The 22278-nt window shown below is 41.2% G+C and carries 21 protein-coding genes; 16 read left to right on the forward strand and 5 right to left on the reverse strand.

Features of this window, described 5'->3' with window-relative positions:
• Positions 1–166: 166 nt before the first annotated feature.
• Positions 167–1345 carry a M28 family peptidase gene (locus IGI67_RS12310; protein ID WP_429957868.1) on the reverse strand — a complete coding sequence of 393 codons (1179 nt, stop codon included), beginning with the start codon at positions 1343–1345 and terminating at the stop codon, positions 167–169.
• A 261-nt stretch (positions 1346–1606) separates the two neighbouring features.
• Between IGI67_RS12310 and IGI67_RS12315 the strand changes: the two genes are divergently transcribed.
• The 10 genes from IGI67_RS12315 to IGI67_RS12360 all read left to right on the forward strand — a co-directional run bounded on the left by IGI67_RS12315 (position 1607) and on the right by IGI67_RS12360 (position 10180).
• Positions 1607–2503, forward strand: coding sequence for a helix-turn-helix domain-containing protein (locus tag IGI67_RS12315; RefSeq protein WP_429957869.1), 897 nt, complete (start codon positions 1607–1609; stop codon positions 2501–2503).
• 181 nt (positions 2504–2684) lie between these two features.
• Positions 2685–3257, forward strand: coding sequence for a LemA family protein (locus IGI67_RS12320; RefSeq protein ID WP_429957870.1), 573 nt, complete (start codon positions 2685–2687; stop codon positions 3255–3257).
• Positions 3258–3272: 15 nt separating this feature from the next.
• Positions 3273–4583 carry a TPM domain-containing protein gene (locus tag IGI67_RS12325; RefSeq protein WP_429957871.1) on the forward strand — a complete coding sequence of 437 codons (1311 nt, stop codon included), beginning with the start codon at positions 3273–3275 and terminating at the stop codon, positions 4581–4583.
• 265 nt (positions 4584–4848) lie between these two features.
• Complete coding sequence (locus tag IGI67_RS12330) at positions 4849–6336, forward strand: BglG family transcription antiterminator (protein ID WP_429957872.1); 1488 nt, start codon at positions 4849–4851, stop codon at positions 6334–6336.
• On the forward strand, positions 6323–6772 hold the full coding sequence (locus IGI67_RS12335; RefSeq protein ID WP_429957873.1) for a PTS sugar transporter subunit IIA: 450 nt from the start codon (positions 6323–6325) through the stop codon (positions 6770–6772). The genes IGI67_RS12330 and IGI67_RS12335 overlap by 14 nt, the downstream gene beginning before the upstream one ends.
• Positions 6773–6897: 125 nt before the next feature.
• Positions 6898–7215, forward strand: a complete 318-nt coding sequence (locus IGI67_RS12340) for a PTS fructose transporter subunit IIB (protein WP_429957874.1) — start codon at positions 6898–6900, stop codon at positions 7213–7215.
• A 28-nt stretch (positions 7216–7243) separates the two neighbouring features.
• On the forward strand, positions 7244–7693 hold the full coding sequence (locus IGI67_RS12345) for a PTS sugar transporter subunit IIA (protein WP_429957875.1): 450 nt from the start codon (positions 7244–7246) through the stop codon (positions 7691–7693).
• A gap of 18 nt (positions 7694–7711) precedes the next feature.
• The gene (locus tag IGI67_RS12350; protein ID WP_429957876.1) at positions 7712–8812 is read left to right on the forward strand and encodes a PTS fructose transporter subunit IIC; all 1101 of its coding nucleotides are present in this window, start codon (positions 7712–7714) and stop codon (positions 8810–8812) included.
• A 20-nt stretch (positions 8813–8832) separates the two neighbouring features.
• Positions 8833–9537: a D-allulose 6-phosphate 3-epimerase gene (gene alsE / locus IGI67_RS12355; protein WP_429957877.1), complete on the forward strand. Its 705-nt coding sequence runs from the start codon at positions 8833–8835 to the stop codon at positions 9535–9537.
• A gap of 175 nt (positions 9538–9712) precedes the next feature.
• Positions 9713–10180, forward strand: coding sequence for a VOC family protein (locus IGI67_RS12360; RefSeq protein WP_429957878.1), 468 nt, complete (start codon positions 9713–9715; stop codon positions 10178–10180).
• A gap of 36 nt (positions 10181–10216) precedes the next feature.
• Here IGI67_RS12360 and IGI67_RS12365 read toward each other — a convergent pair whose 3' ends face one another.
• Positions 10217–10831 carry a TetR/AcrR family transcriptional regulator gene (locus IGI67_RS12365; RefSeq protein WP_429957879.1) on the reverse strand — a complete coding sequence of 205 codons (615 nt, stop codon included), beginning with the start codon at positions 10829–10831 and terminating at the stop codon, positions 10217–10219.
• Positions 10832–10933: 102 nt separating this feature from the next.
• Between IGI67_RS12365 and IGI67_RS12370 the strand changes: the two genes are divergently transcribed.
• Positions 10934–12112 carry an alpha/beta fold hydrolase gene (locus tag IGI67_RS12370; protein WP_429957880.1) on the forward strand — a complete coding sequence of 393 codons (1179 nt, stop codon included), beginning with the start codon at positions 10934–10936 and terminating at the stop codon, positions 12110–12112.
• A 42-nt stretch (positions 12113–12154) separates the two neighbouring features.
• On the opposite strand, the gene IGI67_RS12375 is transcribed toward IGI67_RS12370, so the two are convergent.
• From IGI67_RS12375 to IGI67_RS12385, 3 genes are read right to left on the reverse strand one after another with little or no spacing between them, the layout of a single operon-like run.
• On the reverse strand, positions 12155–13906 hold the full coding sequence (locus IGI67_RS12375) for an ABC transporter ATP-binding protein (protein ID WP_429957881.1): 1752 nt from the start codon (positions 13904–13906) through the stop codon (positions 12155–12157).
• The gene (locus IGI67_RS12380) at positions 13896–15617 is read right to left on the reverse strand and encodes an ABC transporter ATP-binding protein (protein WP_429957882.1); all 1722 of its coding nucleotides are present in this window, start codon (positions 15615–15617) and stop codon (positions 13896–13898) included. The genes IGI67_RS12375 and IGI67_RS12380 overlap by 11 nt, the downstream gene beginning before the upstream one ends.
• Positions 15614–16051 (reverse strand): MarR family winged helix-turn-helix transcriptional regulator, encoded by a 438-nt coding sequence (locus tag IGI67_RS12385; RefSeq protein WP_429957883.1) that lies wholly within the window; start codon positions 16049–16051, stop codon positions 15614–15616. Before IGI67_RS12385 ends, IGI67_RS12380 begins: the two co-directional genes overlap by 4 nt.
• Before the next feature lie 351 nt (positions 16052–16402).
• On the opposite strand from IGI67_RS12385, the gene IGI67_RS12390 reads away from it, so the two are divergent.
• The 5 genes from IGI67_RS12390 to phnX all read left to right on the forward strand — a co-directional run bounded on the left by IGI67_RS12390 (position 16403) and on the right by phnX (position 21797).
• Positions 16403–17167 (forward strand): ATP-binding cassette domain-containing protein, encoded by a 765-nt coding sequence (locus IGI67_RS12390; RefSeq protein WP_207108683.1) that lies wholly within the window; start codon positions 16403–16405, stop codon positions 17165–17167.
• Positions 17164–18825, forward strand: coding sequence for an ABC transporter permease subunit (locus tag IGI67_RS12395; protein WP_207108682.1), 1662 nt, complete (start codon positions 17164–17166; stop codon positions 18823–18825). Before IGI67_RS12390 ends, IGI67_RS12395 begins: the two co-directional genes overlap by 4 nt.
• Positions 18826–18905: 80 nt before the next feature.
• The gene (locus tag IGI67_RS12400) at positions 18906–19880 is read left to right on the forward strand and encodes an extracellular solute-binding protein (RefSeq protein ID WP_429957884.1); all 975 of its coding nucleotides are present in this window, start codon (positions 18906–18908) and stop codon (positions 19878–19880) included.
• 11 nt (positions 19881–19891) lie between these two features.
• A complete protein-coding gene (phnW, locus tag IGI67_RS12405; protein WP_429957885.1) occupies positions 19892–20986 on the forward strand; it encodes a 2-aminoethylphosphonate--pyruvate transaminase in 1095 nt (364 codons plus the stop codon).
• The gene (phnX, locus tag IGI67_RS12410; RefSeq protein WP_429957886.1) at positions 20976–21797 is read left to right on the forward strand and encodes a phosphonoacetaldehyde hydrolase; all 822 of its coding nucleotides are present in this window, start codon (positions 20976–20978) and stop codon (positions 21795–21797) included. The genes phnW and phnX overlap by 11 nt, the downstream gene beginning before the upstream one ends.
• Positions 21798–22278 lie beyond the last annotated feature (481 nt).

The following is a 22278-nucleotide window of genomic DNA, read 5'->3' on the forward strand; positions in this document are numbered from 1 at the left end:
TGATAAGAAAAGCTTTGCGACCTCGTTCTGCTTAATGCTAATTTAGCAGCGGCTGGCGGAGTCACACCATTGTGTAGAAACGCCGGCTATCGAAAAATTTGGTAGTAACGTTTTTAAAATATGAAAAAACTGTCTGCTAAAACAACAGACAGTTCGAACTAAGAAATCAGGGTGTCGCTGCTTGGCTCAACTCAGCTAAAAATAGTACGGATTCTGCTAAACGCTGATAATCAATGATAGTTAAATTATCTTTTGGCGTGTGCATGACGGCTTCCATCAATAGGGCTATTTGTGTCGAAGTGACCGCGACCGCCGGGATACCCGCTCCGGCAAATAGCATATGATCTCCCATAGGCCAAGGATCAACCTTTTCGACGGTTGGATAATTTGCCGATAAGGTGTCCAATTGTTTGGTCAGCTGTTCCGAGCATTCATAGAGTGAGTAAGAGATGGTGCTGTCTTGCATACCGACACCATCGACATTAAAGGCGAATGCATACTCTGCCGGTTGATTTAGTGATTGCTCCATAAAAGTCATTTCACCAGGCATCGAATAATAATCCTCGCCATTAAATAAAACAAATTCAAGCTGATTATCCAACTCAGTTTGAGCCAGCTCCTCAGCTAGAGCTAGCAGCACTGCTACACCTGACCCATCATCTAACGCGCCGGGGGTGGTTGGCTTGGTATCGATATGAGCCGAATAAACGAATTTCTTTCCTGTACCTAAGGTTGCAATCACATTGGCTGCGGTTGCTGCTTTGCGTTCGGTCATTAGCCGCAGAGTCGCGTTTTTCTTCTGTAATAATGCAGATAAGAATTTACCCTTGATTGTTCCACATGGAACAGTAAAGTCGCCATCTTGAATGATCGGTACCGGGACCTCTTCAAGAAAACTCACGGTGATGACGGCTAAAGGCTGTTTTTGCTCCAGCTCACGAATAATCGTTTGGTGGTCTTCAGGGTTCCAAAAAATCATACTTTTTGGCATAAGCGGTTCTTTACATAAGTCTCCGTACATCACGCAAATCTTATTGGTCAAATCAGCCTCTTTCAATTCTTGGATCGTTTGTACACAGATCAGTTCCCCGCTGACCTCGCAGGGCAGTGCATATTCCGCTGCCGCAACTTCAACCGATTGACCATCTACAATTAATTCAGCTCCATTATTTTGCCAATCCATACAAGAAAACTCCTGCAAGCGAACATCATACCCTAATGATCGAAGAATTCCCGCAGCGTAATCAACAGCGGCCTTATTGCCAGCTGATCCAGTGGCTCGCGGTCCGATTTCCTGACACAGCTTTTCCATGTGACGAACTAAATTCTTTTTGATGCGTTTCATTTAGCAACACTCCTGCCTATTTTATCGTATTCATTCCTAAACAGTCTATCCTTCCAGCAAGCTTTTCGGTAGTTGATTTGTTGTGTATCCATTTCTGTTTCAAACAATCGAAACCAGTTGGACGATGTGCCATTTAGTTGATACCATAAGTATAGAAGAGACCTGGAAGCATTTCTTGACCTTCCTTGTGATTTTTTGGAGAGTCGCTAGAGTCGCTTAAGTAGAGAAATACTAAGTAAGAAAGAGACGTGGAGGATTATTATGGCGAATTTGGAACATGCAGCGGCAGTTACTCGCATGCAAATGTACATTGAAGAAAATTTAGATAAAGATATCACGCTGCACATACTCGCTCAGCAAGCGGGCTACTCACCGTGGCACTCTGCCAAAATGTTTAAGGAGTATACGAATACCTCCCCGTTTGAGTACATTCGTAAATTACGTTTATCCAGAGCGGCTTTGGTTTTGCGAGATGAGCAATTGCGTGTAATCGATGTGGCATTGGATTTTGTCTTTGATTCTCATGAGGGGTTCACTCGAGCATTCCGCAAACAATTCGGTGTCACTCCGAAAAGCTATCAAAAAAAGACACCGCCCATCCCCTTGTTCACCCCTTACCCAGTCGAAAGCTATTATTTAATGGGGGAGGAGCGTGAGAAGCTGCCGCCCTTATCGAAAAATTTGCATGTTCGTTTAATTCATTTTCCAGCCCGTAAACTGATTTTCTTACGTGGGGAGAAGGCTGAAAGCTATATTGAATACGCGCGCGAGGTAGGCTGCGATGTGTGGGGGATACTTGCCAGTATCAAAGAAGCCCTGTATGAGCCTGTGGGTCTTTGGCTGCCTGAAAATATACGGCCAGCAGGCGCTTCAACATATGCTCAAGGCGTTGAAGTTCCCATTGATTACCAAGGAATGATTCCTGAAGGCTTTGAGCTGTTGACGTTACCGGCATGTACGATGCTGCTGTTCCAAGGAGATCCGTATGATGAGTCTCGATTTGATGAAGCGATTCCTGCGGTAATGCATCAGATCGATCGTTATGATCCGCAAGAGAACAATTGTCAGTGGGCAGAAAATGAAGCGCCGCGTATTCAACTAGAACCTCAGGGCTATCGCGGCTATATTGAAGCTCGTCCAGTTTATTTTAATTTGTAAGAGCAGAAAAAAATTTTTTACTACGAATGTGTTTGTATTATATGAAGGAAAAAATCAGGGGATTTTTTTGTCAACCACTTAGCCGAAAAATCAGTCGAAAGTCTGAGGTGCAGGTTTCCCCGAATGATATAATTAGCTCAATCACACAGAATAAAAAATCAGAAAAAAGGTTGGGATAAAAATGAAACGAAGAGGTTCAGGTATCATTGTTGGAATTGTCGTCATCGTTCTGGCAATCGGCGCATACTTAATAACGACATATAACTCATTGGCATCAGCAGAAAACGACGTGGACGCAAAATGGTCGCAGGTGGAAAATGTGATGCAGCGACGGGCAGATTTGATTCCAAATCTAGTAAATAGTGTCAAAGGCAGTATGAAACACGAAGAAAAAATCGTCAAGGAGATCACCGATGCGCGTAAAGCCTATAATGGTGCAAAAACACCGGCTGAAAAAAATGCAGCGAATGATCAAATCGATCAAAGCTTAGGAACAATGGTGAATGTCATTCAGGAAAACTATCCGACATTGGCTTCTAATGAAAATGTTAAAACGTTGATGGTCCAGCTGGAAGGAACAGAAAACCGAATTTCAGTTGAGCGAAAAAATTATATTGAGCAGGTCAATGACTACAATCAAAGCTTGGTTCGTTTCCCCAAAAACATGGCAGCGAAAGTTTTAGGCTTCGATAAAAAGGCGAACTTCAAGGCCGATGAAAAGGACAAGGAAGTACCGGATGTCAGCTTTGAATAAGAATGGGTGAGGAAAATGAAAAGGGAACAGCGTACTTCAGGGAAACAGCTCCATCAAGAGGTCGTTGAGAATTATCGTAAGGTGCGTAAACGCAATGGGCTATTTTCCATAGTGTTAGTGATTGTGATGTTGGTCAGCGGGTTCAGTTTGTTCAATCTTTTCTCGAACAGTGACTATAATGATAAAAAGGCCGCCTATGATCAGCAATTGACGACCTTGGATCAAGAACGAGAAGATATTTTGTCTGGTAAAAAGGTCACCGTCAGCCAATCCTTCAAAACCACCATGAATGATAATTTGGCAAATTTGAAGGAATATCCTAAGACGGCCAATAATTATGACGTGGCGATCAAGGATACAGATGGGCATTTAACCATCAATAAGAATAATATTTTTGTTTCTGATAATGCTCAGATGCTGAGTCAGAAAACAAAGCAAAAAATCTATCAATTGAATAAGCAATTAGCCGCAAGTACTAACGGTGCCCAATTTGAAGTAGTCACAGTACCGCAATTGCCTCGGGGCGAAGATATTGAATCTTATGCCAACAAGATCTTCAATCAATTGGGGATCGGTGATAAGAATGAGAACAATGGGGTCTTGTACTTAGTAGCTTTAGATGAACGAGAATTTCGTTTGGAAGTAGGGTATGGCTTGGAAGGCCTGATTCCTGATGGAAAAGCCGATGACATTATCAATGATGATGACGTGGTAGATGCCTTCAAGGATGAGGACTATGATACGGGTGTTAACCAAGTCTTGGATGAAGTATTCGCGATCATGAATACGAAGACGGCTTTGGTAGATTCACAGATCAAAAATGTGAAGAGTCAACGAACAAAGCTGATGTTCTTTCATTTGACGGGGATGGTAGTCTTAGGTCTGCTTTTCTTTGTCAGTCTCTTATTAGTAGTCAATCTTTTACGAGCACGTGTCTTCTTAAAAGAGAATTACAAGAAATATCAGTCCGAAACAGCTTCGATCACTGGTGAGACAGAATTACAGCGCAAAGTTAAACACACGGAGCTTTACCAAATTCTATTAAGTGGTTTAATCGTTGGTATGTCTGTAAGAGGAATCAAACGGGCGATCATCCAAGGGAAGTTGCTTAGAAATCCTTCTGCTCAAAAGAAAATGTTTGGTCGCATCTTGATCGGCGACACCTTATATTCCGGTAATGGGGATGTATTGACGACGGCTTATTTAGCCTCAAACTATAATTCTAATAACTGGTCGGATAACGATAGCGGCTCAGGCGGCGGCTCTTCTTGGGGCTACTTCGGCGGTGGTTCATCAGGCGGTGGCGGAGCGTCAGGCGGATGGTAATTGAATATAATAAAAAAAGCGTGAGACAATTCCAAAATGTCTCACGCTTTTTGCCAGTTCTACTTTTCTCAGTTTACAAATTTTGTATTTCTAGATAATAATGAATGCCTATGACTTATCCAAACCTTTACTACCTATTAAAGACTTCCTGACTATAATGGATAGGAAGACTTTTTATTTTTTGTCCGTTGCAACGGTCAAAAACGAGTGAAGCGTTTTCTTTCTGACAGGTTATGATAAAAACAAGAAGGGGAGGTTGATAGCCGTGGGAGCAAAGAAAAATCGTGAACAAAGGCTGTTACTACTTCTAACGAAACGACATGACTATATCACGTCCGACGAATTGGCAGAGCATCTGGAAACATCACAAAAGACCATTTATCGCCTAATCAAAAAAATTAATGAAACATATGGCGAAGGACTGATTCAGTCAGAAAAGGGGCGAGGCTACAAATTAAATTATGAAAAATATATTAATCAGACAAACGTTCAACCCAGCCATCGTAGTCAATATTCTCCGCAAGAACGCAGAAATCGTGTGATGGAGGAGTTATTACTTTTATCACCCAATGCGAAAAATGTTTATGACTTATTTGAAGAGTACTATGTGGGAGAGTCCGTTATTTTCAGTGATGAGCAGATGATCGCGGAGCATTTACAACGTTACGGCTTGAATTTGGAACGAAAACAGCGAACACTGACAGTCTTAGGAAAAGAGGCCAATATTCGTCGCGCGATTGCTGATTTGATTCAAATGCACCATATCATTGAAATCGACGAGCTAAAGAATAATTCTGATTTAAACTTTAATAACTATGACGTGCTGTTTATCTTGGACCAGCTTAAACTAATAGAAAAACAATTACAGCTGACGATCCCATATCCCTATAATGTCAATATTTTTTCTCATTTGTACATTTTGATCAGTCGTTTGAGAAAGGTTCATAAACTACCGAACGAAGAAATGAGTCCGCTTTCTAAAAAGGAGCAAGAAGATTTACAACAAGACATCGCTCTTTATCAGGTTGCCAAAGCGGCAATAAGAAATGTGGAAAATTATTTGCATAATGATCTGCCTGATTCAGAGGTTTACTATCTTTATCAGTATTTGAGATCATCGCGGATGCAGGGTTCATTAAGCAAAGTAACAAAATTTTCTTCAAAGGTTGTTGAGATCACGAACATGTATTTAGATGGTATGAGTCAGCGTTTGAATATACCCGTTAAAGACGAATCCATCTTCCTTGATCTGGCGAATCACATCAAGCCAATGATTAATCGATTAGAGCATGCCATCCATGTGAAAAATAGTTTACTAGATCAAATCAAAATGACGTATGAAGTGATTTTTACAGATGTCAGCGATGTTTCGGATGGCGTGAGTGAGCGTTTCAAACTGCCAAAAATCAATGAAGATGAGAATGGATTTATCACTCTTTATTTTGCGCGAATCATTGAGACCAATCAATTACCGATTCGCACGGTAATTATGTGTACAACCGGAGTTGGGACCTCAGAGCTTTTAAGAGTTAAGATTGAGAAGAAATTTCCGGAATTGGAAATCGTTGACGTTGTTGCGTCACGGGATGCGAAACATTTCGTGGAAAAATATCCAGGAATCGATCTGATTTTGACGACGGTTAGTGTCAGCGATACGATCCCGATTCCATCTTTACTAGTGAGTGCGATGTTTACACGAGACGATCAAAACAGATTACAAAAGAAAATCGAGGCCATCTATGATGAACGATAACTTTTTCCAAGTTTTCTTGGACCAACCGTTTAAAAACAAGGAACAAATTCAACGCTTTATCGCAGAATTTGCAAATCAAACTGAAGCGCAAGAATTGATCGACTTGTTAAAGCAACGAGAAAAGGCTGGTAATACGATGATCGCAGAGCATGTAATTTTGCCTCACTTAGAAAGTGCGAAGATCAAACAAAGTCAAATTTTATTCATTCGTTTAACAGAGGCAATCGATTTGGATAGACAAACACCAGCAGTCCGACTGATTATCACGATTCTATTGAAGAGGAATGAGAGCCAAGAAATGAAGAAGAAAATCGCACAATTTACACGGCGATTAGCAGACGATGACTTCTTAGAAGATTTGCTACATGCTGAAAATGCTCAGCACTTTTATCAAAAACTGAGTATCTCTTCAGATTTTGGCAGGCTGTCGAACTAAAAAGATATTTAGTAAGATTGGACCAATTGTCGATCAAAACATTTTGTTGAAGGATATCCGACATTCGAATCGAGAGAACTTTTCTAAAAAAAGATTATTTTGAAACACATAAGGAGGAATGAGCTATGAAAATAGTTGGAGTAGCAGCGTGTACAGTGGGGATTGCTCACACATACATTGCACAGGAAAAATTAGAAAATGCCGCAAAAAAAGCGGATTGTGAAATGAAGGTAGAAACACAGGGAACAATCGGGATCGAAAACGGGCTGACTCAAGAAGAAATTGATCAAGCGGATATCGTGATCTTGGCGGTAGATGTAAAAATTTCGGGACGGGAACGTTTCGAAGGGAAACGAATCATCCAAGTGCCAACAGAGATAGCCGTGAAGTCACCGAATAAATTGATTGAAAAAGCAAAGGAAGTTGTTACTCAAAAAGTGTAGCAGGTGTTGTTTCGAGGGAGGAATTCAAATGGAAGTAAAAGACATCGTGGATTTAGATATCGTCAAAACGAATATGACTGCCAAAACCAAGGATGATGCATTAAATGATCTGGCAAACCAGCTATTAGAGAGTGGCTATATTTCGGAAGTAGAAGGATTTATTAAAGACATTTATGCGCGTGAAGCAGAAGGCCAAACGGGTATTGGCAATTATATCGCGATCCCTCATGGAAAAAGCTCTTATGTCAATAAAGTTGGTGTAGCAATCGGAATCAATCAGGAAGAAATTCCCTGGGAAAGTTTAGATGGCAAAGGCGTGAAGGGAATCATTCTTTTTGCAGTTGGAAATGATAATGATGGTGCAAGCAATCATTTAAAATTATTGTCGCTATTTGCTAGAAAACTTGGAAACGATGAAGTAGTGGGTAATCTATTGCAGGCGAAAAAGCCAGAAGATGTTGTTGAAGCATTCGCTTAGTTAAATGGAGGAAGAAAAATGAAAAAAATTAAAGAGTTAAATCTTAAAGTACACTTATTGACGGCGATCTCTTATTTGATTCCGATCGTCTGCGGTGCCGGATTCTTGATCGCTATCGGGATGGCATTTGGCGGTTCGAGTCAGGATGCATTGGTGCAAGGGAAGTTTACGATTTGGGATGCCTTGGCAACGATGGGGGGTAAAGGGTTAGGGTTGCTGCCTGTAGTTATTGCGACCGGAATTTCGTATTCAATCGGTGGGAAACCAGGGATCGCACCTGGCTTTATCATTGGATTAACAGCAAATGCAATCGGTGCTGGTTTTATCGGCGGTATTTTAGGCGGTTATTTGGCAGGGTATCTAGTATTAGCGATTTTAAAATATGTTAAATTACCGAACTGGGCTAAAGGATTGATGCCAACGCTGATCATTCCATTTTTAACATCGATCATTGGCGGCTTAATCATGGTGTACATTATCGGTGCGCCGATCGCTGCATTGACCGCATTGTTAACAAATTTCTTAGATGGGTTAGGAAATTCTTCACTATTAGTCTTTGGCGGTGTTATTGGTCTGTTGAGTGGTGTTGATTATGGCGGCCCGATCAACAAAACAGTCTTCGCCTTTGTATTAACGATGCAAGCAGAGGGCTTAAATGGACCGATTACTGCTTTACAATTAGTTAATACCGCAACACCGATTGGTTTTGGCCTAGCCTTCTTTATTGCAAAGTTATTCGGGAAAAATATCTATACAAAATTAGAAGTTGAAACATTGAAATCAGCGGTTCCAATGGGTGTTATCAATATTGTTGAAGGTGTCATTCCATTAGTTATGAATGATATTGTACGCGGTGTTGCAGCCACTGCCATCGGCGGATTTGCCGGTGGAGCGACGACAATGATTCTAGGCGCAGATGCGACAGTACCGTTTGGCGGGGTACTGATGATCCCGACTATGTCTAGACCATGGGCAGGAGTAATCGCGATCCTAGTCAATGTAGTTATAACCGCAGTAGTGTTGGCAGTAATCAAGAAAAATGTCACGGAAGAAGACGCGGCGATGCAGGTTGAGAAAGAAGAAGATGACATTAACTTAGAAGACATTCAAATTTTTTAATACAGAAAGAGTGACAATACATGAAGAAAGTAGAATTTTCTCCATCACTAATGACGATGGATTTAGACAAATTTAAAGAACAAATTGTCTTTTTAAATGATCATGTAGATTCTTATCATATTGATATTATGGATGGGCACTATGTTCCAAATATCACCTTATCTCCATGGTTTATCGAAGAACTGCGAAAAATTACAACATTGCCCATGTCAGCACATTTGATGGTGACTGATCCGAGTTTTTGGGTACAACAGTTAGTGGATCTGGGATGCGAGTGGATATGTATGCATGCTGAAGTATTGGACGGGTTAGCTTTTCGCTTGATCGATCAAATTCATGATGCTGGTTTGAAGGCTGGAGTCGTATTGAACCCTGAGACACCAATCGAAACGATCTTTCCTTATATCGAACTAGTCGATAAGATTACGATCATGACGATTGATCCAGGTTTTGCTGGCCAACGCTTTATTGAAAGTACGCTAGATAAAATCGTTGCACTACGGGAACTAAGGGAAGAAAAAAGCTACAAATATGTGATCGAGATGGATGGTTCATCCAATCGAAAATCCTTTCAACGTATTGATGCAGCTGGCCCAGATATATACATTGTTGGACGTAGTGGATTATTTGGCTTAGATAAAGAGATTGCGAAAGCCTGGGAGATCATGGTCAATGATTATGAAGAAATGACGGGCAAAAAGCTTATTTATATAGAAGCAAAATAATTTTGAAAAAACTGGGGTCGAGTGACGCCAGTTTTTTTGAGTAAAATGAGATGAATTTATTAGACATAGGTCAGTTATCGGATAAGAAACATCTATATGAAATTTAGCAAGCATGAAGCAACTTTTTTGTGATATAGTAAACAATAATGTAAACGCTTTAAAAAGGGGGAGTTTAATGGACTATCAAGGACCAATGCTGGTGGTAAAAGATATGGAGCGGTCAAAAGCGTTCTATCGAAAAATTTTAGAAGTAGATATCATTTCTGATTTTGGTGAGAATGTGACATTTAATGGCGGTCTATCGTTGCAAACAGAGGAATCATGGATACAATTTACTGGTTGCAGCAAGGAAAGCTTTAACTATCAGAACAATACGGTTGAATTTTATTTTGAGACGAAGGATTTTGATGGCTTCATCGAGCGAATTAAGAATGAGGACTTAGACTTTTTGCGAGACGTCGCAACGATGCCTTGGGGACAAAAGGTAGCCTGTTTCTACGATCCAGACAAGCATGTGATTCAAGTCGGTGAGGATCTGACAGTCATGGTGAAGAGACTTGCCGCAGATGGAATGACCGTGGATGAGTTAGGAGAAAAGACATTTCTTGGCAAAGAAATGGTAGAGAATATGCTGAATAGCTAAAAGTTAGTTGAGGGCCGCAGCCTTCAACTAACTTTTTTATTTTAGGCTTTGCGTTGTCCAGTTTTCGTAAAGAAAAGTGAAGGATCCTGGAGGCGCTTGAAGACTGGATTCCAGCATTTGGGCTAGTGCTTTCAGCTTCAACTGGACTTCCTGCTCGGTCCAGGTAAATAAACCAGGATCCAGTAAAAAGATAATCGGCGAAAGCAATAGTTCTGCTGTTTGTTCCGTATGTGCACAGACAAAGGTCTTCTCTTCAACACCTTGCTGCAAAATTCCACTGACGATAGGTGCCAGCTTTTGCATGATAAAAGCATTGGATTTCTGATGAATCGCGGCATTTTGGGGTTCATGCAAAGCACTGTCCAGTGCACGATCCACTGCGGTAGAGCGATAAAAAAAGAGTAATAATTTTATTTTTTCCAAAGCAGGTGCGTCGACAGCAGCCAGTTTTGTTCGGCAAGTTTCAATGACGTAGCTATACTGTCGTTCCACCAAAGCATCTAGTACTTCTTCTTTGCTTTTAAAGTAGTAATAAAGCCCGCCCTTTGCGATTTTGGCTTTACTTGCAATATCTTGAACGGAAGCGGTGCCGGCTGTTCCCTCATAGAGCAGTTCCTGCAGGGCATCCAATATCAAATCTCGTTTGCTCATTGTATCAACCTCCGAAATTAGTATACCACAACAAGTTGACCATCGTTCAAAAACTTGTTATGATGAAGTTGTTGAACGGTGGTCAAAAAAGGAGGGCTTACTTTGTTGGTAGTAGGTGTATTTATTTTCATTCTATTGTTACTTGCTTTGTTCAGTTTGGTATTGCTGATTAAATTCTTCGTTTTTCTTTTTAAGCGTTTACGGGGACAGAAGACGGCCTTTCTGACGAAGGGAATCAAAAAAGGGGTTTTGGGAATGCTGGTGATCATTACTTTAGGAATAATTCTAATAGTCGCGACTCAGCTAACCGCAGAGACACCAAAAATTGCTGGAGAAAATAGTATAGCAGAGCTGAGGGCCGTTCAGTTGAATGGCCGTAAGGAATGGATCAGCATTCGTGGGGAAAATCGAAATAAACCGCTGCTGCTCTTTTTAGCGGGTGGTCCCGGTGGTTCTCAATTAGCAGCAACACGATTTGAGCTTGCGAAGCTGGAGAAGGATTTTGTCGTCGTCAATTGGGAGCAGCCAGGCTCAGGAAAATCTTTTTCAGCGATTTCGAAAAAGCAATTAACTCCTGAAATCTATGTGAAGGATGGGACGTCGTTGGTTCGTTCATTGCTGAAAGAATTTAAGCAGGAAAAGCTTTATCTAGTGGGGGAGTCTTGGGGAAGCGCGTTAGGGATTTTCATGGCAAAGGAGCGTCCGGATTTGTATCATGCATTTATGGGGACTGGGCAAATGGTTGCTTTTGAAGAAACAGAAAAGATCGATTATGCCTTAGCGCTGAAACTGGCAAAAGAAAATGGAGATCAGAAGGTAGTAGATACTTTACGGAAAAATGGTGAGCCGCCCTATTATGGCCGTTCAGTAACTACTCAAAGTGCCGTTTATCTAAATTATCTGAATCAAATCATGGCGCGAAATCCTGAGATTCAGAATGCTGGTTTTCAAACAATCCGTGATCTTTCAGCAAAAGAATACGGCTTGCTGGATAAAGTCAATTATCTCCGAGGGATCTTGCAAACCTTCAATCAAGTTTATCCGCAGCTTTATGGGATCGATCTGCGAAAGGAGTACTTGAAATTAGAGGTTCCTGTTTATTTTTTATTAGGCAGGCATGATATGAATGCGCCAGTGGATTTAGCTGAAGATTATTATGACCAATTAGAGGCTCCCGCAAAGGAAATTATTTGGTTTGAGCATTCCGGTCATAGTCCTTGGATCAATGAGAGGGGACGCTTTGTTGAAGTAGTTCGGCAGATTGCAGAAAAGACAAAATAAACCCAGAGTATCTACGAAAGGCATCGTGGATACTCTGGGTTTTTAATTTTCGAATTGTGCTTGATGCAGCTGGTAATATCGCCCATGTTGGGCCAATAATTCCTCGTGAGTTCCTTGCTCAACAATATTTCCGTCGTTGACCACTAAGATCAGGTCAGCTTCACGGATCGTTGAAAGCCGATGAGCAATAATAAAGGAAGTTTTATTGGTCATCAATTGCCCCATGGCTTCTTGGATATGCCATTCAGTTTGCGTATCCACATTAGATGTCGCTTCATCAAGGATCAATAATTCGGCATTAAGCAGCATCGCCCGGGCGATCGTCAATAATTGTTTTTGTCCCTGCGAGATTGCTAAGCCATCCTCGGTCATCACCGTGTCGTAGCCTTTTGGCAATTGTGCGATGAAATCATGGATATGAGCCGCTTTGGTTGCTCGAATCACATCTTCTAAAGTAGCGTCTTCATTCCCATAGGTCAAATTCTCAAAGATTGTCCCCGTAAAGAGCCAAGTATCCTGCAAAACCATCGCATATTGCTTTCGCAAACTGGCTCGGGTCGCATTTTTGATATTTTGTCCATCTAAATAGATCGTGCCGCTGTCAGGATCGTAAAAGCGCATCAATAGATTAACGATGGTTGTTTTTCCTGCTCCAGTCGGACCAACGATGGCCACGACACTGCCGGCAGAGATATCAAATGAGAGATCTTTGATGACTGGCTGTTCTTTTTGATAGCTGAAGGAAACATGGTCAAAACGAATATCTCCGCGGGCCTTTTCAAAGACGTGGGCATTTGGTACGTCTTGAACCTCGGGACTTTCATCCAATAGCTTGAAGACACGTTCAGCAGCAGCAATAGAGGATTGCAGATCACTGAAAATATTTGCCAGCTCATTGATCGGGCCTGAAAATTTTCGTGAGTACAGCACAAAAGAAGAAAGCTTACCTAAGGTTAATTGACCAAATAAAAATAGAAAGGCGCCTAAAACACTGATCAATGACAGCGAAACATTATTGATGAAGTTAACGGAAGGCCCCGTCATACTACCGTAGTATTCCGCATTATAATATGCAGTCATAGCCTCTTCGTTTTTCTTTCCAAAGCGTGAAATCATCGTTTCCTCCTGATGATAGACTTTGGTCGTTTGCTCACCAGACAAAAGTTCCTCTGTTAAACCATTTAATTCCCCCAGCTTAGCAGAACGCTTCCGGAATAGGGGCTGAAACTTATTCGTTAAAAAGCGTGTCAATAAAAGCGAAGCGGGTACGGTGACTAAGAAGATCGTCACCATTAATGGCGAGATCACTACCATCATTACAAAGGAGCCGATAATGGTCACTAGGCTGCTCAGTACTTGGACCGAATCGCTTGCCAACGAAGTATTGATCGTATCGATATCATAGCTCATACGGCTGACGATATCGCCGGTTTGGTGCTGATCAAAATAGCCGACAGGCAGTGAAACGATTTTATCGAAAAGGTCTTTCCGTAAACGAAAAGCGATTTTTTGACTTAAATAGATCATTAGTCGGCTGATAGTATAGCTTAAAATCGCTGAGGCTAAATAGAAGCCGACCATCAAGCTGCAATAGAAGAAAACCTTTTGGAACGCCACATTGCCTTTGCCGATTTGGATCGCATCGATCGCGTAACCAGATAGAAGCGGTCCAACTAAAGCAAACAGATTACTGGCAATGGTCAATAGTACCGCCAGCAGTAACAGCCATTTGAATTGATACAAATATCCCCATAGCCGGAGCAGCGTACCCTTGCGTGAGTCCTTATTCTTCAATGGTTTGCCCTCCAGTCTGTCCTTGATAAATTTCTTGATAGGTTGGATTGGCGGCTAATAATTCCTCATGAGTACCGTAGCCAATCATTTTCCCCTTGTCTAATAGCAAAATTTTATCAGCATGTTGAACCGAGCTGACTCGTTGCGCAATCAATATTTTCGTTGTCTCAGCGAAATGCATCCGCAAGGCTTTTCGCAGGTTTGCATCGGTATGATAATCCAACGCACTAGAGGAGTCATCTAGGATAAGCAAATCCGGTTGGCCAATCAAGGCACGAGCTAAAAGTATTCGCTGTTTTTGACCGCCGCTGAGGTTTTGACCCTTGGCTTCCAGGCGATAGTCCAAGCCTTCTGCTAGTTTATCGATGAATTCACGAGCCTGCGCATCATCGATTGCTTGCTGGATTTGGTCTTCTGAAAACGTTCGGCCAAATAGAATATTCTCCCGAATGGTATCGGCAAAAAGAAGATCCTTTTGCAGTACGGCCCCGATTTTTTGATGCAAAGCATCCAGTGAGTAATGCTTGATTTCTTGTCCATCAAGTAAAATCTGTCCAGAGGTCCGATCATATAACCGTAAAATCAGGCTAGCAATCGTGGTTTTTCCACTGCCGGTAGCGCCCATGATCCCTAAAGTTTCCTCAGGATCAACGCTGAAACTGATCTCTTCAATTGCCGGACCGCCATCAGGATAGGTGAACGTCACATGATCGAAAACCAATTTAGTAGAAGCGGGCTTTCTTTGATCTAATGTTCCAGGAACTAATGAAGCTTTTTTGCGTAAAACCTCATTAATCCGATTGGCGGAGGCTAGACCGCGAGAGTATAGGACGAAAATTCGCGTGATCGAAAGCATCGCATTCAAAATAATTGTGAAATAGGTAAGGAAGGCTACAATAACTCCTGGTTGTGTCAAGCCGTCATTCACTCGATAGGCACTGACTACAATGACTAAGGTCAAACCTAAATTTAAAAATAGATCCAAAAGAGCAGGAGAGGCAGCCAGTGTTACATTGGCTGTTGTTTCGGCATTCACTAAGGACTGGTTTACATGTTCAAAACGTTGACGTTCAAAGGCTTCCTTTGACAGAGCTTTAATGACACGTGAGCCGGTCACATTTTCTCGAACGGTCAAAACAAGCTGATCCACTTGCTTTTGCAGCTTGCCAAAAAGCGGCACGCCCTTTTTCGAAATATGCGTCACCATCACAAAGATAATCGGCATAACTGCGACTAGGACTAGAGTCAAAATCGGATCCAAGGTGGTAGTAATCACTATTCCGCCTACTAAAAGAATCGGTGCGCGAATGCCCATCCGCATCATGACACCTAAGGTCAAATGAATATTGTAGGTGTCAGATGTTACACGTGAAACTAATGAGGAAACACCGATATCCTCAATCTGGGTTGTATCTAAATAAGTAATTTTATGGAATAAATCGCCGCGAATATTTTCCGTCGTGTCCTTGGCGATCCGCGACACCATTCGATTGGCAACGATGTTTGCCCATAAGGCAAAAGCCGACGCGGCCAGCATCACACCGCCCCAAAAAAGAATTTTGTTAGGATCTTTTTGCGGGATGACGCGATCCAATATATAAGCCAAATTCCATGGGAGAACCAGCTCCATCATAGTCCCTAAAAATTTAATAATAGCGCCTAACGTGACACGAGAACGATAGGGTTTCAAATAATTAATGATTAATTTCATTTTTGCTCCTTACTGCATAGTTCTGTTTCTGCTTTTTCCATCATTGCCTGTAATCCAACCAACACAGCTTTTTGTTGTTCCGCTGGTATCTCTGCTAATAATGTTTGGTTCCATGCTGCTAGAATTGAACGGATTTCAGACTCTAGCGCCAAGGATTTTTCTGTTGGAAAAATTCTTAGCCGCCGCGCATCGTTCTGATCGCTTTGACGAGTGATAAAGCCTTTTTGCTCCAGCTGTGCTAATTGCCGCGCAACATTGCTTTTATTAATAAAGATTTTACAGGCCAGCTGCTCCTGTGAAATCCCCGGATCAGCACAAACGCTCAATATATAGGCATGATGCATTTCTCCTAACCCCAGCTTTTTAAATTCTTTTTCTCGATATAAAGCCGAAAGCTGTGCGATACGATTGATCATCTTAACAAAAGAATCCACTTAACTATACCTCCCGATAAACCAGCAATTACCTTATTTAACAAGCATATAATAGTATAAAGTAAAAAAGTTGCGGACGCAACGAATGTGAGCCATCACTTTTTTAAAGCCGACGATTATAGAAAATTGGCGGTTTTTTCCTGTTTTCATGTGCAAAAATTAACATTCTTTACGTAAACATAACAATCTTTATTTTATCTTTGCACAAACTTGATGGTGTCTTTACACTGCATCGGTATACTTCTTATCAAAGGGCGCCGAGGCGCTGGTGCCTTCATGCTTTAGTAGGAATTGGCGCAATAGGCTTCTGACTGAAACAATGTTCCTTATCATAAAAAAGGAGAGATAAGTGTGTTAAAACTCGAAAACATCACGAAAAAATTTCAAGAAACGACAGTACTGGAGAATATCAATTTAGAAATTGAATCTGGCGAGATCGTTTCTATACTTGGACAATCCGGCTCTGGAAAGACTACCTTGTTAAATTTGATACTAGGCTTGGAAGAGCCTAGTGAGGGAGAAATTTTCTTTAACGACAGCAACATTACACATACGTTGATGGAAAAACGACCATTCAATATTGTATTTCAAGATTATGCGTTGTTCCCTAACTTAACAGCCTATCAAAATTTGACCTACGGATTGCGCAACAAAAAAGACTGCTCGACCAAAGCAGAAGTAGATGAACTGATCCAATTATTGAATTTGGAAAAACATCTGGAAAAACCGATCCATCAATTATCTGGTGGGCAAAAACAGCGGGTGGCTCTTGGGCGGACCTTAGTGATGAAGCCGCAGCTGCTTTTGTTAGACGAACCGCTGAGTGCGTTAGATGGAGTAATCAAGGAGTCAATCAAAGAAAAAATTCAAGAGATTGCTCGGAAGCTGCATTTGACTATCGTAATCGTTACCCACGATCCAGAAGAGGCCTTGACGATGTCTGACAAAATCGTAGTACTCGATGAAGGAAAAGTTGCACAATGCAGTTCGCCTGTTGAAATCATGAGCGAAGCTTCCTGTCATTTCGTCGAAGAATTTATCGTCAATCAATTAGCCATCAAACAACAGAACATTCAACAAATTTTTCAACAATCTATGAAAAGAGTGGCATCATGAGAATCTCATTTTCAATAAAGAAGTTGATCAGCTGGATCGTATTGGCGTTTTTCTTCTTGTTTCTAGCGTATCCAATTATTCAGATTATCATTACCGCTTTTCCACAAACGGATGGCGAAAATTTGCCTATCTTCACACACGATTGGCGCATTTCTTTTGCTAATAGCTTGAAATATTCTTTGGCGGCGACGAGCTGCTCGACGATCTTAGGTTTTTTCTTGGCTTACGGGAATAATTTTACTCGAATCGATCGAAGATTCTTAAAAGTGAACGAAAGCATCCTTCATTTTCCGATGCTTCTGCCAACGATCACTTATGGATTTGTTCTGATCTATGCCTTTGGGAAACAAGGCTTGTGGAGCAAGGTTTTTCAACAGGAACTGTTCCACATCTATGGGTCCATCGGTATTTTATTAGGCTTTATCATTTATACGCTGCCTCCGATCTTTATTTTGATTAATAATTCGATGAAATATTTGGATACACAATTATTCATTGTTTCTCGCTTGATGGGAGATAGCTGGTATCGCTCGCTTTATAAAACGATTCTGAATCCATTGACGCGAGTTTTGGCTGTCGCTTTTCTGCAGGGCTTTTTCATGTCCTTTACCGATTTTGGGATTCCTAGTGCAGTCGGCGGACAAACGCCATTTATCACTACATTATTATATGAAGGATTTATGGGGACGATCCCTAATTTCCAATTTGGTTCTTTGGTTGCCCTAACGATGCTGCTGCCATCAATCATCAGTATTCTGGTTTTGAATCATTTACAGAAGAAGGTGGTGCGCTACGAGCGGCCGCGACAAGCAGCGATTAAAAAGAATCCTGCGAGAGATTGGTGTTTTCGCCTGCTTTATCTCGGTTTGTCCTGCTTCATTTTAGGGGTATTTGCAGTTCTGATCATCATTCCAATGGTAACTAATTGGCCTTATGAGCTGACACCAACAGTCAATAATTTTACTCGCTTTATTCAAGATGACAGCTTGGTTCTCACCTTGAAAAATTCCTTGCTGATGGCATTGTTAACAGCTGGAATTGGAACGATCATTGCCTATTCAGCAGCGATTATGACATCAAGAGAGCACAAAATTCGTAAAATTAATCAGGTCATCGATAGTATCGCGACGATCACGAATTCGGTCCCAGGAATGGTCCTGGGGGTTGCTTACTTATTACTATTTAGCGGCACCCAGCTGCACAACACCTTGATGGTATTAGTCATTGTTACGATTGTTCATTACTTCTCGACACCGTATCAAATGGCTAAAGAAGCGCTGCAGAAGATGAATTTGAATTGGGAGAATACTGCCAAATTAATGGGAGACAGCTGGCTGAAGACGGTCTGGCGAATCTTGATCCCCAATTCTAAAGTAACGATCGTGGATATTTTTGCCTATTACTTTTTCAACTCGATGGTCACAATCAGCGCTGTGATCTTCTTAACCAGCGCGAACACAATGGTTATTACCGCCAAATTGAAAGAACTGCAGCACTTTGGCCGGTTTAACGATATATTTATGCTTTCCTTGTTTTTACTAGTGATTAATTTAGTGATGCAGGGAATAACACACGCGATAAAAAGAATGCCCGTTTCATTATTTTCGGCTAGGAAAGGAAAGAAGCAGCAAACAAAAATGACGACAATTCAAAAGTAACCACCATTCATAGTAAAAGGTATAGAGGAATGGTATACGGCTTGAAAATCAGATTAAAATATGAAAAAGGAGAATGATCAATGAACAAAAAGAAATTAATTGCTTTACTTGGAGGCCTGCTTTTCGTTCTATTATTAGGCGGCTGCAGCAAAGGCGACGCAGCAAATGGGAAAGTGACGATCTACACCAATGCGGATGAAGAACCCGTGGAAGTGATTAAAAATGTTTTAGATAAAAATGGCTACAAGGGAAAATATACGCTGCAATCCTTTGGTACTTCAGAGCTGGGCGGTAAGCTTTTAGCAGAAGGAAAAGACATTGAAGCTGACTTAGTGACGATGAGTACCTTCTATTTAAATAGTGCTCAGAAAAAAGAAGACATGTTTAAAAAACTGGAGCTGCCTGTCGATTCGCTGACGAAGATTCCAGACTATATCGCGCCATTTACAGTACAAGAGGGAACGATTTTTTACAACACTGATGTAATGAAGGAAATGAAGCTGCCAGTTCCTGCCAGCCTAAAGGACTTAGCAGATCCAAAATACAAAGATGCGCTATCTATCTCAGATATCAAACAATCCTCTACAGCATGGCTATTGTTTCAAGCATTGGTCGATAACTATGGACAAGCTGAAGCAAAAACAATCCTGCAGGGAATCTATAAAAATGCCGGCGACCACTTAGAAAGCTCTGGCTCTGGGCCATTGAAGAAGGTTCGGTTAGGGGAAGTAGCAATTGGTTTTGGCTTACGACATCAAGCAGTCAAAGACAAACAGGACGGACTGCCGATTGATTTTGTGGAGCCAACAGAAGGAACCTACACGTTGACAGAATCTCTAGCAGTGATCGATAAAGGAAAAAATATCAATCCAGAAGCAGAAAAAATGCTGAATTTGATCTTAGAAAAAGGGCGTAAAGACTTATTGGAAATTTATCCTAGTGCGCTGTACAAAGGCGAGACTGTCGACCCTGAACAGGAAGCGAAGGATCAAAAGGTATTTCCTAACGAATTAACAGCTGAATTATTAGAAAAACATCAAAAATTGGTTGATTAAAGGGGTGCAGCATGGACTATAAATTATTAACACCGGGACCGTTGACGACGACAAAATCAGTCAAACAAGCAATGATGGTCGACCACTGTACTTGGGATCTGGAATACAAGACGATTACCCAAGAGATTCGTCAAAAATTGTTGTCTTTGGCGGGAGTAGCAGAAACAGAATATACGTCGATATTGATGCAGGGCAGTGGATCATTTGGTGTGGAATCTGTCTTGAGTTCAGCTATCGGGCCAAATGATCACGTGTTGATTTGTGTGAATGGCGCATACGGTCGCCGAATAGTTAGTATGAGTGAGCGTTACAAGTTGACTCATACAGTCTATGAAGTCGCTGAGGATGAGATTCCTCAGGCGACAGCTATTTCAGAAATACTTGAAAAGGATCCCTCTATTACAGCGATTGCGATGGTCCATAGTGAAACGACTTCCGGTATTTTGAATGAGTTAGAGGAGATAGCGAAGCTTGCCGAAGACAAGGGGCTGTTGTTCATTGTTGATGCGATGTCTAGCTTTGGCGGAATTCCGATTGACGTTTCCGCGTTATCCATTGATTTCCTAATCTCAAGCTCGAACAAATGTATTCAAGGGGTTCCTGGATTTTCCTTTATTTTGGCAAAACGAGAGCAGCTGGAAAAACGCCGAAATTATGCTCGAACGGTATCCTTGGATCTGTATGATCAATACGAAACGATGGAAAAAGACGGGAAATGGCGGTTTACTTCACCTACCCATACAGTTTTAGCCTTTCATCAAGCATTGAAGGAGTTGGATGAAGAAGGCGGCATCTATCAAAGATATATGCGATATTTGACCAATAATCGACTATTGCGGCAAAAGATGGAGGAGCTGGGATACCAGCCGTTTATCACAAAACACCAAGGGCCATTTATCACTTCCTTCTTGTATCCAAAGCAGGCGGCCTTTGATTTTGATAATTTTTATCAGCATTTAAAACAAAATGGTTTTGTGATCTATCCAGGAAAAATTAGTACGGTCGATTGTTTCCGTATCGGAAATATTGGTGATATTTATCCAGAGGATATTCATCGTTTAGTAAAAGTCATTGAAAATTATACGGAGGTGGCATATGCCGGTTAATACAATTATTTTAGATTGGGCAGGAACAACCGTTGACTTTGGTTGTATGGCTCCTGTTGAAGCGTTCAAAAAAGCGTTTGAAGAAAAAGGGATTCAGCTTACGGACAGAGAAATCCGAAAACCAATGGGACTGCTCAAAAAAGATCATATCAAGCAGCTGCTTTCACTTGAAAAAGTAAAAAAACAATGGTTGGAGCTTCACGGACGCCCTTCAGCAGAAGCGGATGTATCAAGTATTTATCAAGACTTTGAGAAATATCTATTTGCGGATTTGGCGGAAAACAGCCACCTCAAGCCAGAAACCAAGCAAGCGATGAAAAAAATTAAGCAGCTCGGTTATAATATCGGTTCGACGACCGGATATACCAAAGAAATGATGGCTGTCGTTTTTGAAACGGCCAAAATGGAGGGCTATCATCCAGATTATGTTGTGACCCCAGATGATGTCGATTCATTAGGGAGACCATATCCTTTTATGATTTTTGAGAATATGCGCCATTTTCAAAATCGTTCGATGGAGGAAGTAATCAAGGTCGGAGATACTATCACAGATATCAAGGAAGGAAAAAACGCTGGTGTATTGAGTATCGCAGTAACAGAAGGCAGTTCAGAAATGGGACTTTCACTAGAGGAGTATAAGGGTCTCTCGAAGGAAGAGATGGAGCGGCTGAACCAGCAGACAGCTGAAAAATTTTATCAGCAGGGTGCCGATCTTTGTGTGAAGAACCTATTAGAGTTAGCCGAAATTTTACAAGAGCGTTCCACTATTCAAAAACTGCGAGAAAAGAAGAAGGAAGCAGTCATCAACTAGAAGAAAACACCGGCTTTTATAGTCGGTGTTTAGTTGTTTTTTATGGAGAATATAACAGTAGGACGGATTATCCAAAAAGTAAATAAAAAAAACAAAAAAAGAATTTTTATCGCGCGGCTGTTTCCAGGAATTTGAAATATAGCTAGATGTAAGCAATCTCAAACTAGAAAGCGGATACAAATCCCTTGGCTGCTTATTTTTATCCAAAAATTAAATTTTATATTTCAAAAATGGCTGGGACATTCCTTATAAATGCGGGTAGAATAATATTGTAACCAATGGTGTGCGCAATGAAGGTGTTTTCTAGGTTTTACGAGACTGCTGGAAGGGTTTCTAATCGTGAATTCCTTTAGTCGTTGATCACCTCTCGTGAAAGTCCATAAAAAAACAAAAATACATAAGAGATCCGGTCATTGTAATTATTACTGACAGCATGCTGAAGGTTGATGGAATCAGTGAATCTTAGCATCTTTCTTTATAA

This window comes from Enterococcus sp. AZ196 (assembly GCF_050498845.1).
GTDB classification, from domain to species: Bacteria; Bacillota; Bacilli; order Lactobacillales; family Enterococcaceae; genus Enterococcus_A; species Enterococcus_A murrayae.